Source organism: Streptomyces sp. NPDC003023 (assembly GCF_042888225.1).
Lineage (GTDB): Bacteria > Actinomycetota > Actinomycetes > Streptomycetales > Streptomycetaceae > Streptomyces.
The window spans coordinates 395455-414924 of sequence record NZ_JBIAPL010000001.1; the positions used below are offsets into that span (position 1 = coordinate 395455).

17 protein-coding genes and 1 pseudogene are annotated in these 19470 nt (G+C 70.5%); 7 read left to right on the plus strand and 11 right to left on the minus strand.

Annotated elements, in window-relative coordinates; all coding sequences use genetic code 11:
- Positions 1–63: 63 nt before the first annotated feature.
- Positions 64–1710: a PHB depolymerase family esterase gene (locus ACFYV1_RS01455; RefSeq protein WP_389393293.1), complete on the minus strand. Its 1647-nt coding sequence runs from the start codon at positions 1708–1710 to the stop codon at positions 64–66.
- A gap of 285 nt (positions 1711–1995) precedes the next feature.
- Here ACFYV1_RS01455 and ACFYV1_RS01460 point away from each other — a divergent pair, with 285 nt between their 5' ends.
- Entirely contained in the window at positions 1996–3093 is a 1098-nt protein-coding gene (locus ACFYV1_RS01460; RefSeq protein WP_389393294.1) for a serine hydrolase domain-containing protein, read from the plus strand.
- A complete protein-coding gene (locus ACFYV1_RS01465; RefSeq protein WP_389393295.1) occupies positions 3090–3866 on the plus strand; it encodes a MerR family transcriptional regulator in 777 nt (258 codons plus the stop codon). The genes ACFYV1_RS01460 and ACFYV1_RS01465 overlap by 4 nt, the downstream gene beginning before the upstream one ends.
- A gap of 199 nt (positions 3867–4065) precedes the next feature.
- Here ACFYV1_RS01465 and ACFYV1_RS01470 read toward each other — a convergent pair whose 3' ends face one another.
- Together ACFYV1_RS01470 and ACFYV1_RS01475 are read right to left on the minus strand one after the other, a co-directional pair.
- Positions 4066–4947 carry a class I SAM-dependent methyltransferase gene (locus ACFYV1_RS01470; RefSeq protein WP_389393296.1) on the minus strand — a complete coding sequence of 294 codons (882 nt, stop codon included), beginning with the start codon at positions 4945–4947 and terminating at the stop codon, positions 4066–4068.
- Between the two features lie 131 nt (positions 4948–5078).
- Positions 5079–5681, minus strand: coding sequence for a helix-turn-helix domain-containing protein (locus ACFYV1_RS01475; protein ID WP_389393297.1), 603 nt, complete (start codon positions 5679–5681; stop codon positions 5079–5081).
- Between ACFYV1_RS01475 and ACFYV1_RS01480 the strand changes: the two genes are divergently transcribed.
- Complete coding sequence (locus tag ACFYV1_RS01480; protein WP_389394616.1) at positions 5671–5802, plus strand: hypothetical protein; 132 nt, start codon at positions 5671–5673, stop codon at positions 5800–5802. The genes ACFYV1_RS01475 and ACFYV1_RS01480 overlap by 11 nt on opposite strands.
- 154 nt (positions 5803–5956) lie before the next feature.
- Here the strand turns inward: ACFYV1_RS01480 and ACFYV1_RS01485 are convergent, their stop codons facing one another.
- The 3 genes from ACFYV1_RS01485 to ACFYV1_RS01495 all read right to left on the minus strand — a co-directional run bounded on the left by ACFYV1_RS01485 (position 5957) and on the right by ACFYV1_RS01495 (position 8636).
- A complete protein-coding gene (locus tag ACFYV1_RS01485; RefSeq protein ID WP_389393298.1) occupies positions 5957–6475 on the minus strand; it encodes a GNAT family N-acetyltransferase in 519 nt (172 codons plus the stop codon).
- Positions 6476–6569: 94 nt separating this feature from the next.
- Entirely contained in the window at positions 6570–7064 is a 495-nt protein-coding gene (locus ACFYV1_RS01490) for a hypothetical protein (protein ID WP_389393299.1), read from the minus strand.
- A 42-nt stretch (positions 7065–7106) separates the two neighbouring features.
- Positions 7107–8636 carry a helix-turn-helix domain-containing protein gene (locus tag ACFYV1_RS01495; protein WP_389393300.1) on the minus strand — a complete coding sequence of 510 codons (1530 nt, stop codon included), beginning with the start codon at positions 8634–8636 and terminating at the stop codon, positions 7107–7109.
- A gap of 270 nt (positions 8637–8906) precedes the next feature.
- Between ACFYV1_RS01495 and ACFYV1_RS01500 the strand changes: the two genes are divergently transcribed.
- On the plus strand, positions 8907–10202 hold the full coding sequence (locus ACFYV1_RS01500) for a sensor histidine kinase (RefSeq protein ID WP_389393301.1): 1296 nt from the start codon (positions 8907–8909) through the stop codon (positions 10200–10202).
- Positions 10202–10834, plus strand: coding sequence for a response regulator (locus ACFYV1_RS01505; RefSeq protein ID WP_389394540.1), 633 nt, complete (start codon positions 10202–10204; stop codon positions 10832–10834). Before ACFYV1_RS01500 ends, ACFYV1_RS01505 begins: the two co-directional genes overlap by 1 nt.
- Here ACFYV1_RS01505 and ACFYV1_RS01510 read toward each other — a convergent pair.
- Together ACFYV1_RS01510 and ACFYV1_RS01515 are read right to left on the minus strand one after the other, a co-directional pair.
- Positions 10819–11703, minus strand: coding sequence for an aminoglycoside phosphotransferase family protein (locus tag ACFYV1_RS01510; RefSeq protein ID WP_389393302.1), 885 nt, complete (start codon positions 11701–11703; stop codon positions 10819–10821). The two genes, ACFYV1_RS01505 and ACFYV1_RS01510, sit on opposite strands and share 16 nt — an antisense overlap.
- Before the next feature lie 403 nt (positions 11704–12106).
- Entirely contained in the window at positions 12107–12460 is a 354-nt protein-coding gene (locus ACFYV1_RS01515; RefSeq protein ID WP_389393303.1) for a VOC family protein, read from the minus strand.
- A 373-nt stretch (positions 12461–12833) separates the two neighbouring features.
- Between ACFYV1_RS01515 and acnA the strand changes: the two genes are divergently transcribed.
- Together acnA and ACFYV1_RS01525 are read left to right on the plus strand one after the other, a co-directional pair.
- Complete coding sequence (gene acnA / locus ACFYV1_RS01520) at positions 12834–15551, plus strand: aconitate hydratase AcnA (protein ID WP_389393304.1); 2718 nt, start codon at positions 12834–12836, stop codon at positions 15549–15551.
- Between the two features lie 212 nt (positions 15552–15763).
- Complete coding sequence (locus ACFYV1_RS01525) at positions 15764–16861, plus strand: lytic polysaccharide monooxygenase (protein ID WP_389393305.1); 1098 nt, start codon at positions 15764–15766, stop codon at positions 16859–16861.
- A 69-nt stretch (positions 16862–16930) separates the two neighbouring features.
- Here ACFYV1_RS01525 and ACFYV1_RS01530 read toward each other — a convergent pair whose 3' ends face one another.
- The 3 genes and pseudogenes from ACFYV1_RS01530 to ACFYV1_RS01540 form a co-directional block, all read right to left on the minus strand.
- A complete protein-coding gene (locus tag ACFYV1_RS01530) occupies positions 16931–17866 on the minus strand; it encodes an FG-GAP repeat domain-containing protein (RefSeq protein WP_389393306.1) in 936 nt (311 codons plus the stop codon).
- 153 nt (positions 17867–18019) lie between these two features.
- Positions 18020–18457: pseudogene (locus ACFYV1_RS01535) on the minus strand (glycoside hydrolase family 92 protein); the annotation flags it as partial.
- Positions 18458–19084: 627 nt separating this feature from the next.
- On the minus strand, positions 19085–19429 hold the full coding sequence (locus ACFYV1_RS01540) for a hypothetical protein (RefSeq protein ID WP_389393307.1): 345 nt from the start codon (positions 19427–19429) through the stop codon (positions 19085–19087).
- Positions 19430–19470 lie beyond the last annotated feature (41 nt).

Genomic DNA, 19470 nt, shown 5'->3' on the forward strand with positions numbered 1-19470 from the left:
AGACGAGAGGAGACGAGAGGAGACGGGACAGGACGGGAAGGGACGGGACGGGCGTCGCCCAACTCATCCCGAGAGTGACGCCTCCTCCCCGTACTCCACCGTCAAAGTCGCCGACTCGTCCCTGTTCAGGAACAGATAGGCGTTCGTCGTCTGGTCGGCCTCGAAGCGGAGCCGGAACTGCGTGACACCGTTCCTGTCGATCGCGGCGAGCCCGGTCGCCGACAGGTCCCCGGAGTCCGCGCTGCCGGTGGAGAAGGCGGCGATCGCGGCGGCCCCCGCCGCGGTGGTTTCGGCGGACCAGTCGGCGGGTTCCACCGCACAGCCACCGAGACACCCGCGCTGCACGTCGACCAGCAGCCGATTGCCCGGCGGAGAGGCCCACGGGTCACCGGAGGAGCTGCTGCGGGTCACCGTCACGAAGGCGCGAGTGACCTCCTTGTCCGCCGGGATGCGCGACGTGTCGAACGACAGCAACGACCGGTTGAACCTGCCGTCACTGCCGCGGCCCACCGCGAGGCCGTACGAGTCCTCGAGGGTGCCGACCGCCGCGCCGGAGCCGTCGGCCGCGGCCTTGACGTAGCCGTCCTGAGCATCCGTGCTCGCGAGCGTCAGCCTGTGCCCGGCGGGAGGCGGTGCCGTCCCGCCGCCGAGGGCGTCCACCATCGCCATGATCGTCTCGATCTGCCTGCCGCCGTGCCGGGCGTAGGCGGAATCGCCCTGGTAGCCCCACCAGTTCCAGCAGCCGTTGGGATTGTCGAGCGTGGTGGTCGCGACCGCCTGCGGGTAGAGCACGATCAGGCCGTTGGTGTCGGCGTGCTCGTTGAGGTGGGCGTTGTCGATGAACCGCGTGCCGAATCCCTGGTAGGAGTACCCCTGCTTGCAGCCGTGCAGCGCCACCACGAGGCTGCACGTCGCGCCGTCCGCGCAGCTCCTCGGGACGTAGACGAAGCCCTTCTCGTCCATGGAGATCGGCCCGGCCTGCCCGCCCGGTGCGTACCGGTTCTGGTCGAACTGCGTCAGCGTGCCGCCGGGGCTGCCGGCCGGGGTGCCGACCGGGCCGAGCAGATGGCCGAGGAGGTCGCGCTCCGCGTCGAAGCCGCAGTCGTTGATCCAGGGCGTCCGCGTGACCGTGCAGGAGTTCGGACCGAGCGGACTGATCCAGGCGTGCCCGGCCGGGGTGCTCCGGTTGTAGAGGACCTCGGCACCGAATCGTCCGTAGTACGCGGCCAGCGCGTCGGCCACCGGACGTTTGACCGTGGAGTCGTTCGAGCCGCTGAACACGTAGACCGGGTCACCGGCGAGATTGGCCACCGGGTCGATGAGGCCGGCGGCCGACCAGTCCCGCGTCGTCTGTTCGAGTTTGTCGAGCTCGAGCCCCTGCACGGTGTCCATGCAGGCGAGCAGGGCCTTGTTCAGGTTGTTCTGCGCGCAGTAGTTGGGGCCGGACGCGAATGCCGCCGACCCGTCGAACGTCCCGGAGTACGCCACATGCAGCTGGGTCGCCATGTAGCCGCCGGACGAGATGCCGGCGCTGTAGACGCCGCTGATGTCGTGCTGCCGGAGCTCGCCCGGCACGGGCACGGGGGCGGCCACGGTGGCGGTGTCCGTGGCCGCCGTCGCGGGGCCGGTCGTGGGGAGTACCTGTGCGGCACCTGTCAGAAGCAGCAGCGTGGTCAGCCGGAGAAACCGGCCGACGGGCGACGATCTCATGGGCCCTCCCAGGGGAGTGTGGGGGATGACGGCGGAGCCACCGCTCCTGTGGCGCCGCGTCAGGTTGCCGGGAGGTTAGGGCGAGGTGACGGCCCGGTATATGGGCTCCGCGACCACAATCGGCTGACGGGCCATGGCGGTTGCCCGCACGTTCGGCCGTCCGTCGTCGCGACCGCAGGGCATGACTGTGGGCCGGATCACAGTTGAGGTTGACCCTGGGGCAGGGTGGAGGCTCATCGCATCGGCACGACGCCGACCCGGGTACAACCGATGTGAAGGAGCAACATGTCCACCGACCTTTCCGGCCAGGGACAGGATCGTACGGAACTCCGGCAGACCCTCCGGGAGTTGGCCGAGTCCGGATTCGTAGGGATCCAGGTCCGGGTGAACGACGAGCAGGGCGAGTGGGTCGGCAGTGCCGGTCTGCGCGAGCTGGGCCGGAGCGCCGTGCCGCTGACGAACGGTCACTTCCGCATCGGCAGCAGCACCAAGAACTTCGTCGCCACCTCGGCGCTCCTGCTGGTGGCCGAGGGCAGGATCCGCCTGGACGCCCCGGCCCACGACTACCTGCCCGAGTTCGGTCTCGACCGGCGGATCACGGTGCGGATGCTGCTGCAGCACACCAGCGGGATCTTCAACCACACCGGCGAGCTCTACGAGGACGGGACGATCGTTCCGGGGGTCCCCTGGCAGGGCAAGGAGTGGGTGGACAACCGGTTCAGGACCTACCTGCCCGAGGAGCTGGTACGGCTGTCGTTGTCCAAGCCGACGCGGTTCGCGCCGGGTACGGGCTGGAGCTACGCCAATACCAACTACGTGCTGGCCCGACTGGTGATCGAGAAGGTCACCGGCCGTCCGTTCGCCGAGGAGTTGCAGCGGCTGCTCCTGGGGCCGCTGGGGATGACCGGCACCGTGGCGCCGGGCGCCTCGCCGGAGATCCCCGAGCCGCACAACCACGGCTACTACCGCTACAAGGACGCCGGGCAGGAGCGGACGGTCGATGTCACCCGTCAGAACCCGTCCTGGGTCGGAGCCGGCGGCGACATGATCTCGACAACCGGGGATCTGCACACGTACTTCTCCGCGCTGATGGGCGGCAGGCTCCTGCCGGCCGAACTGCTCGCCGAGATGCGCACGCCGGAGGCGACGGCCGGCTACGGCCTGGGAGTGTTCGCACAGGAGACGGAAGGCGGAACCGTCTACCACCACAACGGCGCCACCATGGGCTCGGCGGCGCTGATGTACGGAACCCCCGACGGCAGCAGGACCCTGACCGCCGGACTGACCTGGGTCGACGACGCCGACCTGTCGACAGCACCGGCGTTCCTGACCGCCCAGCAGCGTTTCGTCGACGCGGTGTTCTGCGGCAGGCTGGGCCGATGAGGAACGGGGTCACGATCGGGCAGGCGGCGTCGTTCGTCGGCGTCACGGTGAAGACGGTGCGGCACTACCACAAGCTCGGCCTGGTCGCGGAGCCGGAACGTGACAGCTCCGGCTATCGGCGGTACGGATCCGGCGAGCTGCTGCAGCTGGTGCAGGTACGGACGCTGGCCGCCGCGGGCGTGCCGCTGGCCGAGATCGGGCCCATGCTCGACGCCGACGCCGCGCAGTTCGGCGCCGCGCTCGTCGACGTCGAACGGCAGCTCACCGAACGCATCGATGAGCTCGTCGCCCGCCGCGACACGCTGCACCGGCTGGCCGACGGCGACCGGGTCCTGCTGCCCGATCGTGCCTGCGCGGTCCTGGACCGGATGCCCGGCCTCGGCTTCAGCCCCGACTACGTGGCCGCGCAACGCGAGGCCCTGGTGCTGGCCCGGGCACTGGTGCCGGAGGGTTTCGACGGCTTCCTGGCGCAGCTCGAACACGGGCTGGACGACCCCGAGTACGTCGGCCTGTGCAAGCGAGGCTGGGAGGCGGAGACCTGGGAGCCGGACGACCCGAGGATCGAGGAACTCGCGACGGCCATGGCCGATCGCTACCTCGCCAACCCCGCGCTGCTGGGGGATCAAGCCAGCCTGCGGGCATGGGCCGAGGCCTCGGCCCAGTACAAGCTGATCAACAACCACCGCGAGGACCAGGCACCGGTCGCGGCCCGGCTGACCGCGCTCACCGAGACCAAACTCCGCTCGGCAGGCGTACCCGTGCCGCACCGATGACGGAATCCTCATGCCACCGAAGAGGCCGCGCGTCAGGCCGGGGCCCGCCACGCGACCTCGTTCGTCCGGAGGTCGGTGAGGTACCGAAGGCCTTCATCGTGTCTCCCTACGCGATCGGCCGTTCGCGACGCAGCCGAACCCGGTGGGGGCGACGCGCGGGTCGGGCGTGCTGTTCGGATCACCGGTGGCGCGGAGTGTGTCAGCTGCGGCGAGCGGCCCAGACGGTGCGCTCGGTGCGTACCGAGAGGTCGTCGCGGCGCAGGACGCTGTCGGGGCCGCGGGTGTCGAGCAGCCGGTCGAGCGCGGCGAGGTCCTCGCTCGAAAGTGATTCGGCGGCGGCGCCGCGGATGCGTGTCAGGATGCCCAGGGCGTAACGGGCCACGGCATCATTGCCCGAGCCCTCGATGTTCACGGCGATGGTGCGCTCGCCCTCGACGGTGAATCCGGCGGCGGTCAGCATCGGTCCCCAGTCAGCTCCGCGGTGGGGTACGTGTTCGGTGTGGAAGCGGTCGGTCGCGGCGTGGCAGCGGTCTTCCAGACCGGGCCGGTCCGCAGGTGCGTTCTCCGGCAGGAAGCGGGGGAAGCCGGCCAGCTCGACGAGGGCGAACAGGCCGCCGGGCGCGAGCATGTCGTGGACTTTGCGCAGTGCGCGGTCGGGGTCGGCCATGTGATGCATCGAGGCGGAGGCCCACACCAGGTCCGGCGTGCCGAGGTCGGGCCACTCGGCGGCGTCGAGGTCGGCCTGCACGGTGCGCCCGCGGTCGCCCGTGTTCCGTGCGCACGCCTTCTCCGACAGGCGCTGGAGGTGTACGGGGGAGGCGTCGACGGCGGTGAAGTGTGCCTCGGGGAACCGGTCGAGGAGGGCGAAGGTGCCCGTTCCCGTGCCGCAGCCCAGGTCGACGAAATGGCGGGGGGCGGTCTTCAGGGGCAGCCATGAGGTGATGGCGGCGATGTGCTCGGCGAGGACCTCCGCGTCCAGGTCGAGGATCTCGGCCTGACCGTCGGCGTCCTGCTGCTGGTCGTGGCTGTGCGGTGCGCCGTGGTGAGGGTGGTGGGGGAGGTGCGGGTGTGCTTGGGTCATGCCACCACCGTAGGACGGCCATGCCCCTGCGGCATGGACTCTTTCGTTTTACGCAAGGCGATGGCAGGTTGCGCTGCCGGGCGCGCAAGACGCACCTGCGTGGCGGGCGTGCCGGGCGGCTCGGCGACGTGTCACTCGGCGGCGCTGCGGGCCCCGGAGTCGCCGTCGTCGCGCTGGTGTCCCCGGCGGGCGTCGCGGTCGAAGATGCCCAGGATCTCGCACGGTCCCCGCTCGGCACCGATGGCGTGCGGCATCATCGTCGGGAATTCGGCGGCCTGGTTGGTCTCGACGCGGAAGCGGCGGTGGCCCAGCATCAGGATCGCGGTGCCGGACAGGACGACGAGCCATTCCCGGCCGGGGTGTGCCCGCATCCGGGCGGGATTGTCGGGCGGCGGCTCGGTCATCCGCTGGCGCACGACGGTCATGCCGGGTTCGCCCTTCATGGGCCAGCGCATCAGGCCGTGGGCGGCGTCGATCATCGGGCTGCTGACCACGTCGTCGCTCGCGGTCTCCACGAGCTGGTCGAGGGTGGTGTCCAGGGCGCGGGCAAGGGTGACGAGCTGGTCCAGGGCGAGGCGGCGCTGCCCGTTCTCGATGCGGCTCAGCGAGGACTGGCTGAGCCGGGCGCGGGTGGCCAGTTCTTCCAGTGACCAGCCCTGCGCGACCCGCAGAGCGCGAATCCGTTTACGGACCAGGCTGTCCAGCTCTTCGTCTCCTTGCGCCATGGGCAACATCGTATGCCCGTGGTGCAATCCCGCTCGCCCGGAAGCCGCCGACGGAGGGCCCGCCGACGCGTGCCGCGGCCTCGCCTCCGACGCGGCACTCGCCGCCGGGAGCCGCACCGCCGACTCCTGACGATCGCGGCGCGTCCCCGGGCACCGCGTCGTGCGGTGCGGCGGCCGACGAGGCAGGGGCATCGAGCCCGGCGCGGCCCGATGACAGGACTGCACGGACCGGCGTACGTCCGGTCCGTGCCCTCGTTCCTCGCCGGGAGCGGACCGGGACGGCGTCACGGTCCGAGGCTCCGCCGCCATCTGCGCTCACCCTCGTGCCATTCGTCGGTGGGGGCGAGCCCGGCGGCGGCGGCCACAGCCGCGGACGCCCGGTGCTCGGGGTGGATGTGCGCGACGACGGTCCCCACATGCTGCCGAGGGAGCCCGGCGACGAGCCCGCGGGCGGCCTCGGAGGCGATCCCGCGCCCCTGCCACCGAGTTCCCACCACCCACGCGATCTCGGCGACGGGCCCGTGGTCGGAGGCACTGATCGTCGCCTGCACCGTCCCCGCCAGGCACGCATCCTCGCGGAGCAGGACCACCCAGTTCAGCCAGGAGACGGCGGGGTCGGGGGAGCCCGCGACCATCCGCCGGTAGCGCGAGCGCAGGCCCTGCGGAGTCTCCGGAGCGCCGCCGATGAAGGTGTGCAGCGCCGGGTCGTCCAGCACCGTCGCCATCTCCTCGGCGTGCTCGACGAGCAGCGGCACGAGGTCGAGCCGCGCGGTGCTGATGGGCCGGGCCGTGATGCCGCTCACGCCGCGACCTCCTGCGGAGGTACGACGGGGCGCGCCAGGTGCCGCCGGTGCGGACGGGGGGCCGGGCAGGAACGGCGCCCGCGGCGGACGGCCGTCAGCATCGGCCCGCCGTCACCGACACCGACAGGCGGACGGTCACGCTCGACAGGACGGTCTCCGGTTCCGGCGGCGAGATGCGCAGGCAGTACAGATCCTCGACGTCATCGGCACCCACTTCGAAGTGGGACCCGGCCGGCGCCCCCGCACCGTCGTCCACGTACTCCTCGAGTGCGACGTTCACCCCTCCGTACTCAGGGCCCTCGCCGGCGGCTTCGATCTCCCGGCGGATCAACTCCTGGTAACCGCCGCTGTAGGCGTCCATCAGCTGCGGACGGGCCTCCAGGCTCGCGGCAGCCGTATGCACGGCGTCGTGCAGTTCGCCCTCGCTCCACGACGAACCGTCCCGGAGGCCGTACATCACCCCGCCCGCCACCAGCAGCGAGAAGGCGATCAGGACAAGTCCCGCCGGGTTGGCCGGGTTGTAGACATATCGGTTCGTCCCCCACCTCGAGCGGATGAAGACCGGCTCGGTCTCATGATCTTCGCCCATGAGACCGAGCTTAGACGGCCTTTCGCACGCCCCACCGCACAATCAGATGTCGCGGAAGATCTCGATCTGCGCGCCCACCGAGTTCAGCCGCTCGGCGAGGTCCTCGTAGCCCCTGTTGATCACGTAGACGTTGCGCAGCACGGACGTGCCCTCGGCCGCCATCATCGCCAGCAGCACCACCACCGCCGGTCGCAGGGCGGGCGGGCACATCATCTCGGCGGCGCGCCAGCGGGTCGGGCCCTCGACCAGGACCCGGTGCGGGTCGAGGAGTTGCAGGCGGCCGCCGAGGCGGTTGAGGTCCGTCAGGTAGATCGCGCGGTTGTCGTAGACCCAGTCGTGGATCAGGGTCTGGCCCTGGGCGACGGCCGCGATCGCCGCGAAGAACGGGACGTTGTCGATGTTCAGGCCGGGGAACGGCATGGGGTGGATCTTGTCGATGGGCGCCTCCAGTTTGGAGGGCCGTACCGTCAGGTCGATCAGCCGGGTGCGTCCGTTGTCCGCCGCGTACTCCGGAGTGCGGTCGTGGTCGAGGCCCATCTCCTCGAGTACGGACAGCTCGATCTCGAGGAACTCGATCGGCACCCGGCGGATCGTCAGCTCCGACTCGGTGACGACGGCGGCCGCCAGCAGGCTCATCGCCTCGACCGGGTCCTCGGAGGGGGAGTAGTCGACGTCGACGTCGATGTTCGGCACGCCGTGGACGGTCAGCGTCGTCGAGCCGACCCCCTCGACCTTGACGCCGAGCGCCTCCAGGAAGAAGCACAGGTCCTGGACCATGTAGTTGGAGGACGCGTTGCGGATGACGGTGACGCCGTCGTGGCGGGCGGCGGCCAGCAGCGCGTTCTCGGTCACGGTGTCGCCGCGCTCGGTGAGCACGATCGGGCGGCCGGGGGAGACCGAACGGTCCACCACCGCGTGGTAGATGCCCTCCGTCGCCGTGATGTCGAGGCCGAAGCGGCGCAGCGCGATCATGTGCGGTTCGATGGTCCGCGTCCCGAGGTCGCAGCCCCCGGCGTACGGCAGGCGGAAGTTGTCCATCCGGTGCAGCAGCGGGCCGAGGAACATGATGATGGACCGGGTCCTGCGGGCCGCCTCGACGTCCATGGCGGCCATGTCGAGTCCGGCCGGCGGCACGATCTCCAGGTCGCGGCCGTCGTTGATCCAGCGGGTGCGCACACCGATGGAGCCCAGGACCTCCAGCAGACGGTAGACCTCTTCGATCCGGGCGACGCGGCGCAGCACCGTGCGCCCCTTGTTGAGCAGCGAACCGCACAGCAGCGCCACGCACGCGTTCTTGCTCGTCTTGACGTCGATGGACCCGGAGAGCCGGCGGCCGCCGACCACCCGCAGATGCATCGGTCCGGCGTAGCCGAGGGAGACGATCTCGCTGTCGAGCGCTTCACCGATGCGCGCGATCATCTCAAGGCTGATGTTCTGATTGCCGCGCTCGATCCGGTTGACCGCGCTCTGGCTGGTGCCGAGCGCTTCGGCAAGCTGCGTCTGTGTCCAGCCGCGATGCTGACGCGCGTCACGGATGAGCTTGCCGATACGTACGAGGTAGTCGTCTGCCATGCCCTGGAGGCTATCTCACATATGAGATGCCCTCGCGTCGAGGTGGGTCATTCGGGTGACGACCCGTCATACGCCCGGCCGTACGCACAGCCTGTTTCCAATGTTCGGCGATCCGCGTGCGCCCGGCAACCGGGGCGCGTCCGTACAGGCGGAGTTGCAAATGGTGTTAATGGATGCATTCCCGGCGTGTCGGGCGGTGGGGCAGGCCATACCACCGTCCTACGCCCTGGCCGATGGCGGCGGGGAGTGCCCGCCTCCTACCGTGACCGCATGCCTCCCCTCAACCTGCGTCAGGCCCTGGCGCGACCCGCCTTTCTGCTCTCCGCGTGGCCCTGGCGGGCGGCCGGTTACCTGCTCAGCAGTGCGCCGATCGGCATCGTGGTGCTGGTCGTGCTGCTCCTCGGTGTGGTGGTGGGCGGCACGCTCGCGGTGGTCCTGATCGGGCTGCCGCTGCTCGCGGCGCTGGCCTTCGCCGGACTGCCGGTGGCCGCGCTGGAACGCGGCCGGCTGCGGCTGGTGGACCGCAGACCGGCCCCGACACCCCACGTCGAACCTGCCGCGCCGGGGCTGAAGGCATGGGTCGCCACCCGGCTGCGGGAGCCCGCCACCTGGCGGGAACTCGGTCACACGCTGGCCTTCGCGACCCTGCTGTGGCCGTTGGACCTGCTGGCGGCCGCGCTCGCGCTCGGCGTACCACTGTCGCTGATCGGCGCACCGGTACTGATGGCGACGGTCGGCGGGGGCGAGGAGGTACGCGTCCTGAAGACCTGGCTCGCCACGTCCTGGCCGGAGGCGCTCGGCGCCGCGGCCGCGGGGGTGCCGCTGCTCGCGGTCGGCGCGTACGCGCTCGGCGTCGTGGCCTGTGGCCGCGCCGAGCTCACCCGGATGCTGGTCGCCCCGCCGGAGGAGCCGGGGGAGCCGGGGGAGCGGGAGGCGGAACTCGTGCGCTCCCGGCTCCGGTTGGTGGACGCCTTCGAGGCCGAACGGCGCCGGATCGAGCGGGACCTGCACGACGGGGCCCAGCAGCGACTGGTCGCCCTCACCATGACCCTGGGCCTCGCCCGTCTCGACGCCCCACCCGGGCCGCTCGCCGACCAGCTGTCCAAGGCGCACGAAGAGGCGGGCAGAGCCCTTGAGGAACTGCGCGAGCTCATCCGGGGCATCCACCCGAAGGTCCTCGCCGACCACGGCCTCGACGCCGCCGTCACCGACGCGGCGGACCGGTCCGCCGTCCCGGTGGACGTCGCCCTCGACCTGCCGGGGCGGCTCCCCGAAGCCGTCGAGGCGGCCGCGTACTTCGTGGTCCGCGAGGCGCTCGCCAACGTGGGCAGGCACAGCCGGGCGAACCGCGCCGAGGTGACCGGCCGCCACGAGGAGGGCCGGCTGACCCTGGAGGTGAGGGACGACGGCCGGGGCGGCGCCGACGCCCGTGGGGGCACCGGACTGACCGGACTCGCCGACCGGGTGTCCGTCCTCGGTGGCAGAATCTCCGTGTCCAGCCCGCCCGGTGGGCCGACCCTGCTGCGTGTGGAGATCCCTTGCGAGTGGACCGAGCGCTTCGCGTAGTGCTGGCCGAGGACAGTGTGCTGCTGCGCGAGGGGCTGATCGCGCTGCTGGGCCGCTTCGGCCACGAGGTGGTCGCCGCGGTCGGCGACGCCGACGCACTGGAGGCCGCGGTCGCCGAGCACTCACCGGACGTGGTCGTCACCGACGTGCGGATGCCGCCCGGTTTCCAGGACGAGGGCATGCGGGCCGCGGTCCGCCTCCGTACGGAGCGGCCGGCGCTGCCGGTGCTGGTCCTCAGTCAGTACGTCCAGCGCGCGTACGCCTCTGAGCTCCTCGACTCGGGGGACGGCGCCGGAGTGGGCTACCTGCTGAAGGACAGGGTGGGCCAGGTCGAGGAGTTCCACGCCGCGCTGCAGGACGTCGCCGCGGGCGGAACAGTCGTCGACCCCGAGGTGGTGCGCCAGCTGATCCGCCGTCGCCGCGACCCGCTGGAGCGTCTGACCCCGCGCGAACGGGAGGTGCTCGGCCTGGTCGCGGAGGGGAAGTCCAACAACGCGATAGCCCGGCAACTCGTCGTCTCCGAGGCGGCCGTGGGCAAGCACATCGGCTCCATCCTCGCCAAGCTGGACCTGCCCCCGGCCGACGAGACCCACCGCCGCGTCCTGGCCGTGCTGGCCTACCTCCGTGGGTGAGAGGTCCCCAGGACCTCGCCGATGACGTGACGCGCGATCGTCGCCATCACCGGATTCGTCTCCCGGTAGTGCCGCAGCTCCATCAGAGCGACCGACAGGGCCCAGCCCCGACCCCGCGTCCAGGTGGCGTCGTCGGCGCCCAGCCGGTCGCGGAAGGTGTCCCGCGCCCCCGCCGGGAGCACGTACCAGGCCGGCAGCAGGTCGACGGCGGGTTCACCGAGGCCCAGGCATCCGAAGTCGATGACGGCGCCGAGCCCGCCCCGGTCCAGCAGCAGGTTCCCCGGCTGCAGGTCGGCGTGGATCCACACGGCGGGCCCGTGCCACGCCGGTGCCGCGAGGGCCGCCTCCCACACCGTCAGGGCGCGGCCCGTGTCGACGGCTCCGGCGAGGTCCGCGATCGCCTCGCGGGTGATGGCGTCCCGCGCGGCGAGTGGTTCGCTGCGGTACGAAGGAGGGCCGCCCGCGGCGTCGATCCCGTGCAGCGCCGCGGCGAACTCCGCCAGGTCCAGCGCCAGTCGCTCCGGTTCCGCGATCCGCCCGACGGTCGGCGTCTCACCGTCGAGCCACCGGTAGACGGACCACTGCCAGGGGAAGCCGGCCGCGGGCCGGCCCCTGCCCAGCGGTACGGGGACCGCGGCCGGAAGGGCAGGGGCGAGCCGCGGAAGCCACCGGTGCTCCTTCTCGACGTCTTCCGAGGACCCGGCCGTGCGGGGGAGCCGTACGACCATGTCGTCGCCGAGCCGGTACATGGTGTTGGAGGTGCCCGCGGTGCCGACCCGCTCGACGGGGAGCGAGGCCCACTGCGGGAACTGGTCGTGGAGCAGTGCGCGGACCAGGGAAACGTCGAGGGGGGCTTCTTCGGTTCGCATACGGCGAGCCAAACGAAGGCACGCTGGGCCCGTCAACCCGATATCCGCCGGCCCGAGGGGCGCAGGGACGCCGGCGTGCGAACGATCGGATCGCGGGACGTCCTGCTCATGTGCGCCTGGGCGGAGAAGCCCGCTTCGGCCGGGGGGTCCGCCACCGACCGGCCCGGCAGGACGGTGATCGCACGGCTCAGCCGTTCCCATGGGCGCCGCGTGCCGAGAGGCACGCCCAGCGAGGCGCGAACAAGGGCACGCGGCCCGGAGGGCGGCACCCCGATGTCGTCGGCGGCGATCGGCGGCCGGGCACCGGCAAGTGTGATCGCCCGGAGCGCGTGCGCCACTCCTGGCGTCGATCAAGGACGTCGATTACGGACGTCGGGGCCCCGGGCGACTGCCCGGTCCCCGCTCAGCTCTTGCGCCTGCTCAGGACGCAGAACTCGTTGCCCTCCGGGTCGAGGAGGGTCACCCAGTGCTGCTCGTCCGGCGCGGTGTCGACGCGCCGGGCGCCGAGGGAGAGCAGCCGGGCGACCTCGGCCTCCTGGTCGTCGGGACGGAAGTCGGGGTGGAGCCTGTTCTTCGACGTCTTGCCCTCGGGGACGGGTACGAAGAGCAGGCCCGGCATCCGGTCCGGCTCAGGCCGGATCTCGATGATCTCCTCGGATTCGTCGACCACGACCCAGCCGAGAGCCTCGGCCCACCAGCGCCCGAGAGCGACGGGGTCGGCGGAGTCGACGATGATCTGTTCCCATTCCAGTGCCATGGGGCCTGAGCATAGGCAGACCGGCGACCCGCCCCTGCAGAGCCGCCACTCTTCCCACCCCACCACCCCCGGCGCGTTTGCCTCACGGGGCCAGGTTCTCCGGCAAAGAGGGCGCTGACGACTGGCTTCGCTGTCGAACGCCTTGGTTGGATGACAGTGCGACTGACTCCACTGTCCAAGGACAGCGGGTGTCCGGGCGTGACCCTCAGCGGTCATGTACTAGAGTTATCTCGACATCGAGATATCTGCCGAAGGCGTACCGCAAGCCGCCAGTCGGTAAGGGTTACCTAACTAAGCCTTACCTTAGCGGATCGGCGAGGAGCCGTGGCGGCAGCATTGAGGTAGTACGCGCACATTGATGAAGGAGACTGTCGTGTCGGCGAACAGCTTCGACGCCCGCAGCACGCTGCGCGTGGGCGACGAGTCCTACGAGATCTTCAGGCTGGACAAGGTCGAGGGCGCCGCGCGCCTCCCCTACAGCCTCAAGGTTCTGCTGGAGAACCTGCTCCGTACCGAGGACGGCGCGAACATCACCGCCGACCACATCCGGGCGCTCGGCGGCTGGGACTCCCAGGCGCAGCCCAGCCAGGAGATCCAGTTCACACCGGCCCGCGTGATCATGCAGGACTTCACCGGTGTTCCCTGTGTCGTCGACCTCGCCACCATGCGTGAGGCCGTCAAGGAGCTCGGCGGCGACCCGGCGAAGATCAACCCGCTGGCCCCGGCCGAGCTGGTCATCGACCACTCCGTCATCGCCGACAAGTTCGGCACCGCGGACGCCTTCGGCCAGAACGTCGAGCTGGAGTACGGCCGCAACAAGGAGCGCTACCAGTTCCTGCGCTGGGGCCAGACCGCCTTCGACGAGTTCAAGGTCGTCCCGCCCGGCACCGGCATCGTCCACCAGGTGAACATCGAGCACCTGGCCCGTACGGTCATGGTCCGAGGCGGCCAGGCCTACCCGGACACCCTCGTCGGCACCGACTCGCACACCACCATGGTCAACGGCCTCGGTGTGCTCGGCTGGGGCGTCGGCGGCATCGAGGCCGAGGCCGCGATGCTCGGCCAGCCGGTCTCCATGCTCATCCCGCGCGTCGTCGGCTTCAAGCTGACCGGTGAGCTCAAGCCCGGTACGACCGCCACCGACCTGGTCCTCACGATCACCGAGATGCTGCGCAAGCACGGCGTCGTCGGCAAGTTCGTCGAGTTCTACGGCGAGGGTGTGGCCGCCACGAGCCTCGCCAACCGCGCCACCATCGGCAACATGTCGCCGGAGTTCGGCTCCACCGCCGCCATCTTCCCGATCGACGACGAGACCCTGAACTACCTCAAGCTCACCGGCCGCAGCGAGCAGCAGGTCGCGCTGGTCGAGGCGTACGCCAAGGAGCAGGGTCTCTGGCTCGACCCGGCGGCCGAGCCCGACTTCTCCGAGAAGCTCGAGCTCGACCTCGCAACCGTCGTGCCGTCGATCGCCGGCCCGAAGCGTCCGCAGGACCGCATCGTCCTCGCGAACGCCGCGCAGCAGTTCGCCGTGGACGTACGCAACTACGTCACCGACGACATGGAGGCGAGCAAGGAGTCCTTCCCGGCCTCCGACGCCCCGGCGAACACGCCGAACGGCGGACCGTCGAAGCCGGTCACCGTCACCGCCCCCGACGGTTCGACCTACGAGATCGACCACGGCGCCGTCACCGTCGCCGCGATCACCTCCTGCACCAACACCTCGAACCCGTACGTCATGGTCGCCGCCGCGCTGGTGGCCAAGAAGGCGGTCGAGAAGGGCCTGACCCGCAAGCCGTGGGTCAAGACCACCCTCGCCCCGGGCTCGAAGGTCGTCACCGACTACTTCGACAAGGCCGGTCTGACGCCGTACCTCGACAAGGTCGGTTTCAACCTGGTCGGTTACGGCTGCACCACCTGCATCGGCAACTCCGGCCCGCTGCCGGACGAGGTCTCCAAGGCCGTCAACGACCACGACCTGGCCGTCACCTCGGTGCTCTCCGGCAACCGCAACTTCGAGGGCCGGATCAACCCCGACGTCAAGATGAACTACCTGGCGTCGCCGCCGCTGGTCGTCGCGTACGCCCTCGCCGGCTCCATGAAGGTGGACATCACCAAGGACGCCCTGGGCATCGACCAGGACGGCAAGCCGGTCTACCTGAAGGACATCTGGCCGACCGAGGCCGAGGTCAACGACGTCGTCGCCAACGCCATCGGCGAGGACATGTTCAACAAGTCCTACCAGGACGTCTTCGCGGGCGACGCCCAGTGGCAGGCGCTGTCGATCCCGACCGGCAACACCTTCGAGTGGGACGCCCAGTCGACCTACGTGCGCAAGCCCCCGTACTTCGAGGGCATGGAGATGGAGCCGGCCCCGGTCCAGGACATCTCCGGCGCCCGCGTGCTGGCCAAGCTCGGCGACTCGGTCACCACCGACCACATCTCCCCGGCCGGTGCGATCAAGGCCGACACCCCGGCCGGCAAGTACCTCACGGAGCACGGCGTCGAGCGTCGTGACTTCAACTCCTACGGCTCGCGCCGTGGCAACCACGAGGTCATGATCCGCGGCACCTTCGCCAACATCCGCCTGCGCAACCAGATCGCGCCGGGCACCGAGGGCGGCTTCACCCGCGACTTCACCCAGGCGGACGGCCCCGTCTCGTTCATCTACGACGCCTCGCAGAACTACCAGGCCGCCGGCACCCCGCTGGTCATCCTGGCGGGCAAGGAGTACGGCTCGGGTTCGTCCCGTGACTGGGCGGCCAAGGGCACCGCGCTGCTCGGCGTCAAGGCCGTCATCGCCGAGTCGTACGAGCGCATCCACCGCTCGAACCTCATCGGCATGGGCGTCCTGCCGCTGCAGTTCCCGGAGGGCGGCTCGGCCGACGCGCTCGGTCTGACCGGTGAGGAGACCTTCTCCTTCTCCGGCGTCACCGAGCTCAACGACGGCACCACGCCGCGCACGGTCAAGGTGACCACCGACACCGGTGTCGAGTTCGACGCGGTCGTCCGCATCGACACCCCCGGTGAGGCGGACTACTACCGCAACGGCGGCATCATGCAGTACGTCCTGCGGAACCTCATCCGCGGCTGAGCCAGCCGCGCCTGACGTCCCGTCGGCAAGGGCCGCCACCCCGCACATCCGTGCGCGGTGGCGGCCCTTCGCCGTCTTCTCCCGCTTGTGCCGTGCGCAAGACGTTTACAGCCCGCCGGGTCCGCGCTAGCTTCACCGGTTGAGTCGTGGGAGCGCTCCCATAGTCGCTCCCGCCCGCCCAGGAACCCCCACATCCCCGAAGGGACAACCGGATGATCCGGCGACCAACGGCGCTGAGCCGACCACGCGCCCTGCTGCTGACCCTCCTTGCCCTGCTCACCACCGTCCCCGCCCTCGGTCTCGTCCTCACCACCGGCGGGTCCGCCGAGGCACACGGGACGCCCATGAAACCGGCCAGCCGCACCTTCCTGTGCTGGCAGGACGGGCTGACCGACACCGGGGAGATCAAGCCGGTCAACCCGGCGTGCGACGCGGCGGCCCAGCAGAGCGGCACCACACCCTTCTACAACTGGTTCTCCGTGCTGCGCTCCGACGGAGCCGGCCGCACCCGCGGTTTCGTGCCGGACGGGCAGTTGTGCAGCGGTGGGAACACCAACTTCACGGGCTTCGACGCCGCCCGTGACGACTGGCCGCTCACCCATCTGACCTCGGGCGCCACCATCGACTTCTCGTACAACGCCTGGGCCGCCCACCCGGGCTGGTTCAAGGTCTACATCACCAAGGACGGCTTCGACCCGAAGTCGACGCTCACCTGGGACGACGTCGAGGACCAGCCGTTCCTGACCGTCGACCACCCGCCGCTGAACGGCAGTCCCGGCACGGTCGAGGCCAACTACTCGTGGACCGGCGCACTGCCCGCGAACAAGTCGGGCCGCCACATCGTCTACATGGTCTGGCAGCGCTCCGACAGCCAGGAGACCTTCTACTCCTGCTCCGACGTCGTCTTCGACGGCGGCAACGGCGAGGTGACCGGCGTCAAGGACCCGGGCGACGGCGGTGGCCCCGACCCGGACCCCGACCCGGACCCGACCGACCCGCCGGGGACCGGTGACTGCTCCGCGACCCGGAAGACCACCGGCAGTTGGGGAGGCGGCTACCAGTCCGAGGTGATCGTCACCAACACCGGCACCGTGCCCATGCTCGGCTGGATGGTCGACTGGACCCTGCCCGCAGGGCACCGCATCGACAGTCTCTGGAACGGATCGATGACCGCCCAGGGCCAGGCGGTGATGGTCCACAACGCGGGGCACAACGGCGGTCTCGACCCTGGTGAGACCGCCACCTTCGGGTACGTGGCCTCGGGGCCCGCGGCCGACACGGCCACGGGTCTCGCCTGCCGGCTCGGCTGAGCCGGAACGCAGGACGGGCCGCGCCCCCGAGAGGGGCGCGGCCCGGTTGTGCGCTGGTGCCGCCGTGGATCAGAACATCAGGCGGTACGTGTTCCAGCCTGCGGTGCCGATCATGACGCGCGGCTTGAACGGGGCAGCGGCGTTGCCGGTGCCCGAGTAGCGGTACAGCGCACCCGCGCTGTCACGGGCGATCAGGTCGCTCGTGCCGTCGTAGTCGAGGTCGCCCACGCCCACGAGGTTGTTGAACAGGTTCCAGCCAGCACCGATCTTGGTGCGAGCCTCGAACGGCGCCTTGTAGTTGCCGGTGCCCTTGTAGAGGTAGAGCACGCCGGAACCGTCGCGCGCGACGATGTCCGCCTTGCCGTCACCGCTGAGGTCACCCACACCGGCGATCTGGTTGTAGATCTGCCAGCCGGCGCCGACCTTGGTACGGCCGGTCACCCTGCCGTCGCCGTAGCCGAGGTAGATCCACAGGACCCCGGCCGAGTCCCGGGCGATCAGGTCGGCACCGGAGGCGCCACCGAGATTGCCGGGCGACATGACCTTGTTGTAGATGTTCCAGCCGCTGCCGACCTCGATGACGTCGCCCTCGCCCGGCGCGTAGGCCATGTAGCCGTAGGTGTCCCACACCCAGAAGTCGTCCGCGAAGCCGTCGCCGTCATTGTCGGCCTGCTGGGCGTTCTTGATGGACGACCACTGGTCGGTGAGCCACTCGCGCGCGTCGTACCCACCCGAGCCGTTCGGCACGTACTGGTACAGCGTCGGGCCGGAGAGGCCGTACAGCGCACGAAACTCTGCGTCGGCGGCCTCGGAGGTGTCCGCCTGGGCACCGAAGGTCCCGGCCGCCGGCGCGGACTGCTGGATGCCGGACGCCGCCTCGGCGGCGCCCTGCGGGCCGTCGGCCGCCACCGCGCTGGTGGTGGTGCCGACGAGGGCGGCGGTTATCGCCGCGACCGTGGCACGGGCGAGGAAGCCCGTGCTCTTGAGGCCAGAGAATTTGGCCACGTAGTTACTCCCCGATCGAAGTGGTCATGACCGTGACCTGCCGCGCCGAAGCCGGCGCGGCAGGTCACGGTTTCCACAGGATCGTTCCACAGGATCTTTACGTGTCAACTCGTTTACGAGCGACTCGCCTTGCCCTGTGCGCTTCGGTCCCTTTTATTGTGATTCGAGAAGCTCGACCTCCGCGAGTGTCGCCTCGCCGGTGGCGATCAGCCGGTAGTGCTCGTAGGAACCCGGTTCGTCGATGCCGAAGACGCGGGTCTGCTTGTCCCAGTCGAAGGATTCGCCGGACCGTTTGTCGAGGTCCGTCCACGACGTGCCGTCGGCGGAGCCCTGCAGCACCCAGCCGGACGGGGCCTTGGCCTTCCCCGCGGACGTCAGCGTGTACTGCACGGCCCTGGTCGCCGACGCGACCGGCAGCTCCACCGAGGTGAAGGTGGCCGAGGTGCCCGAGGTGTTGTCGAACAGCGGTCCGCCCGCGGGGATCGCGTCGTGCCGCGGCGCGGGCACTTTGTCGTCCTGGGTGATCGAGACGGGGGCCGCGTCCTTCCCCGTGCCCCATGCGGACGGCTTCGGCCCCATGTCGAACTGGAGGCAAGCGGAAGTCAGCCCAGGCATCCGCTACACCATGCTCCTCGGCCGCCAAGTCGTCGGGCGCGGGCAAGGGGAAGTCGTCCGGCGGAGGCGGTTCGGGCAAGGGAGGTTCCACCGGCGCCTCCTCACGCTCCAGCGGCGGCACCAGCGGCGGCTCCTGCTCCCTCGGCAACAGGGGCGAGGGCCTCAAGCACCTCGTCAAGGTCACGATCGACACCGACGGCACGGCAGCCAAGGCCACGGCCGAGGTCACAGCCACCGACGGCCACCCCTTCTGGGTACCTGGACGTATGCGCCGGCGCTCGTGCGCAGCCTGACGCAATCAAGGGCGGCAAGGTTTTCCGGGTGCGGGCGGATCGGTAGCCATGATGCATATGGAGCCCCGCCGGACTGCGAGGTTCCTCTGTCCTTGCGGGCGGGTCGCGACCGAGCGCCGCCAGGCGCCCACGGGTGTGGTGGGAGCCTCCCTACGAGCGGGCGACTTGCCCGTTGCCCTTCATGGGGCGGGGACTCCCACCGCGAACGGCCCCGGTCAGCTGCTGGCGTTCGTTGTCTTCGAGCGGCGGAGTTCCGTGTCGGCTTCGTAGCGTACGGGTCGCCCGTCCTCGCCGGTGGCGAGGATACGGGCTAATCGCTCTCGTAGCCCGTATCGCCTGCGAGCCGCTCGATGTCTGCTCTCGCCTTCTCCATCTCGTCGGCGATGGCGTCGTCGGCGCTCTCGGCGAAGATCCGGTCGCGTTCCTTCGCGGGGAGACCCTGGCAGTGCAGCGGGAAGCTGGTGCTGAGTTCCGTGCCGTCGGCAACGGCGGCCTCGACCTGCGCCGTCGCCTCCTCGCGGCACTTGGCCGCGTCCGGGCGGACGGGGCCGGTGCTGAGGAAGTACGCGGCCAGGGCGACGGCGATGAGCAGGGCGGCGGTCACTGCGCCCGCTGTCTTCGGGTGGGTTCGGATGGTCTGTGTCAGGGAGTGCATGGTGTCCATGGTCGCTTCCGGTCACCTGGTGGGACTTGCGG

What these genes read in the sequence shown, in the direction of transcription:
- ACFYV1_RS01455 (WP_389393293.1), bottom strand. Translation starts at nt 1,710, where the DNA reads ATGAGATCGTCGCCCGTCGGCCGGTTTCTCCGGCTGACCACGCTGCTG.
- ACFYV1_RS01460 (WP_389393294.1), top strand. Translation starts at nt 1,996, where the DNA reads ATGTCCACCGACCTTTCCGGCCAGGGACAGGATCGTACGGAACTCCGG.
- ACFYV1_RS01465 (WP_389393295.1), top strand. Translation starts at nt 3,090, where the DNA reads ATGAGGAACGGGGTCACGATCGGGCAGGCGGCGTCGTTCGTCGGCGTC.
- ACFYV1_RS01470 (WP_389393296.1), bottom strand. Translation starts at nt 4,947, where the DNA reads ATGACCCAAGCACACCCGCACCTCCCCCACCACCCTCACCACGGCGCA.
- ACFYV1_RS01480 (WP_389394616.1), top strand. Translation starts at nt 5,671, where the DNA reads ATGGGCAACATCGTATGCCCGTGGTGCAATCCCGCTCGCCCGGAAGCC.
- ACFYV1_RS01475 (WP_389393297.1), bottom strand. Translation starts at nt 5,681, where the DNA reads ATGTTGCCCATGGCGCAAGGAGACGAAGAGCTGGACAGCCTGGTCCGT.
- ACFYV1_RS01490 (WP_389393299.1), bottom strand. Translation starts at nt 7,064, where the DNA reads ATGGGCGAAGATCATGAGACCGAGCCGGTCTTCATCCGCTCGAGGTGG.
- ACFYV1_RS01495 (WP_389393300.1), bottom strand. Translation starts at nt 8,636, where the DNA reads ATGGCAGACGACTACCTCGTACGTATCGGCAAGCTCATCCGTGACGCG.
- ACFYV1_RS01500 (WP_389393301.1), top strand. Translation starts at nt 8,907, where the DNA reads ATGCCTCCCCTCAACCTGCGTCAGGCCCTGGCGCGACCCGCCTTTCTG.
- ACFYV1_RS01510 (WP_389393302.1), bottom strand. Translation starts at nt 11,703, where the DNA reads ATGCGAACCGAAGAAGCCCCCCTCGACGTTTCCCTGGTCCGCGCACTG.
- ACFYV1_RS01515 (WP_389393303.1), bottom strand. Translation starts at nt 12,460, where the DNA reads ATGGCACTGGAATGGGAACAGATCATCGTCGACTCCGCCGACCCCGTC.
- ACFYV1_RS01525 (WP_389393305.1), top strand. Translation starts at nt 15,764, where the DNA reads ATGATCCGGCGACCAACGGCGCTGAGCCGACCACGCGCCCTGCTGCTG.
- ACFYV1_RS01540 (WP_389393307.1), bottom strand. Translation starts at nt 19,429, where the DNA reads ATGCACTCCCTGACACAGACCATCCGAACCCACCCGAAGACAGCGGGC.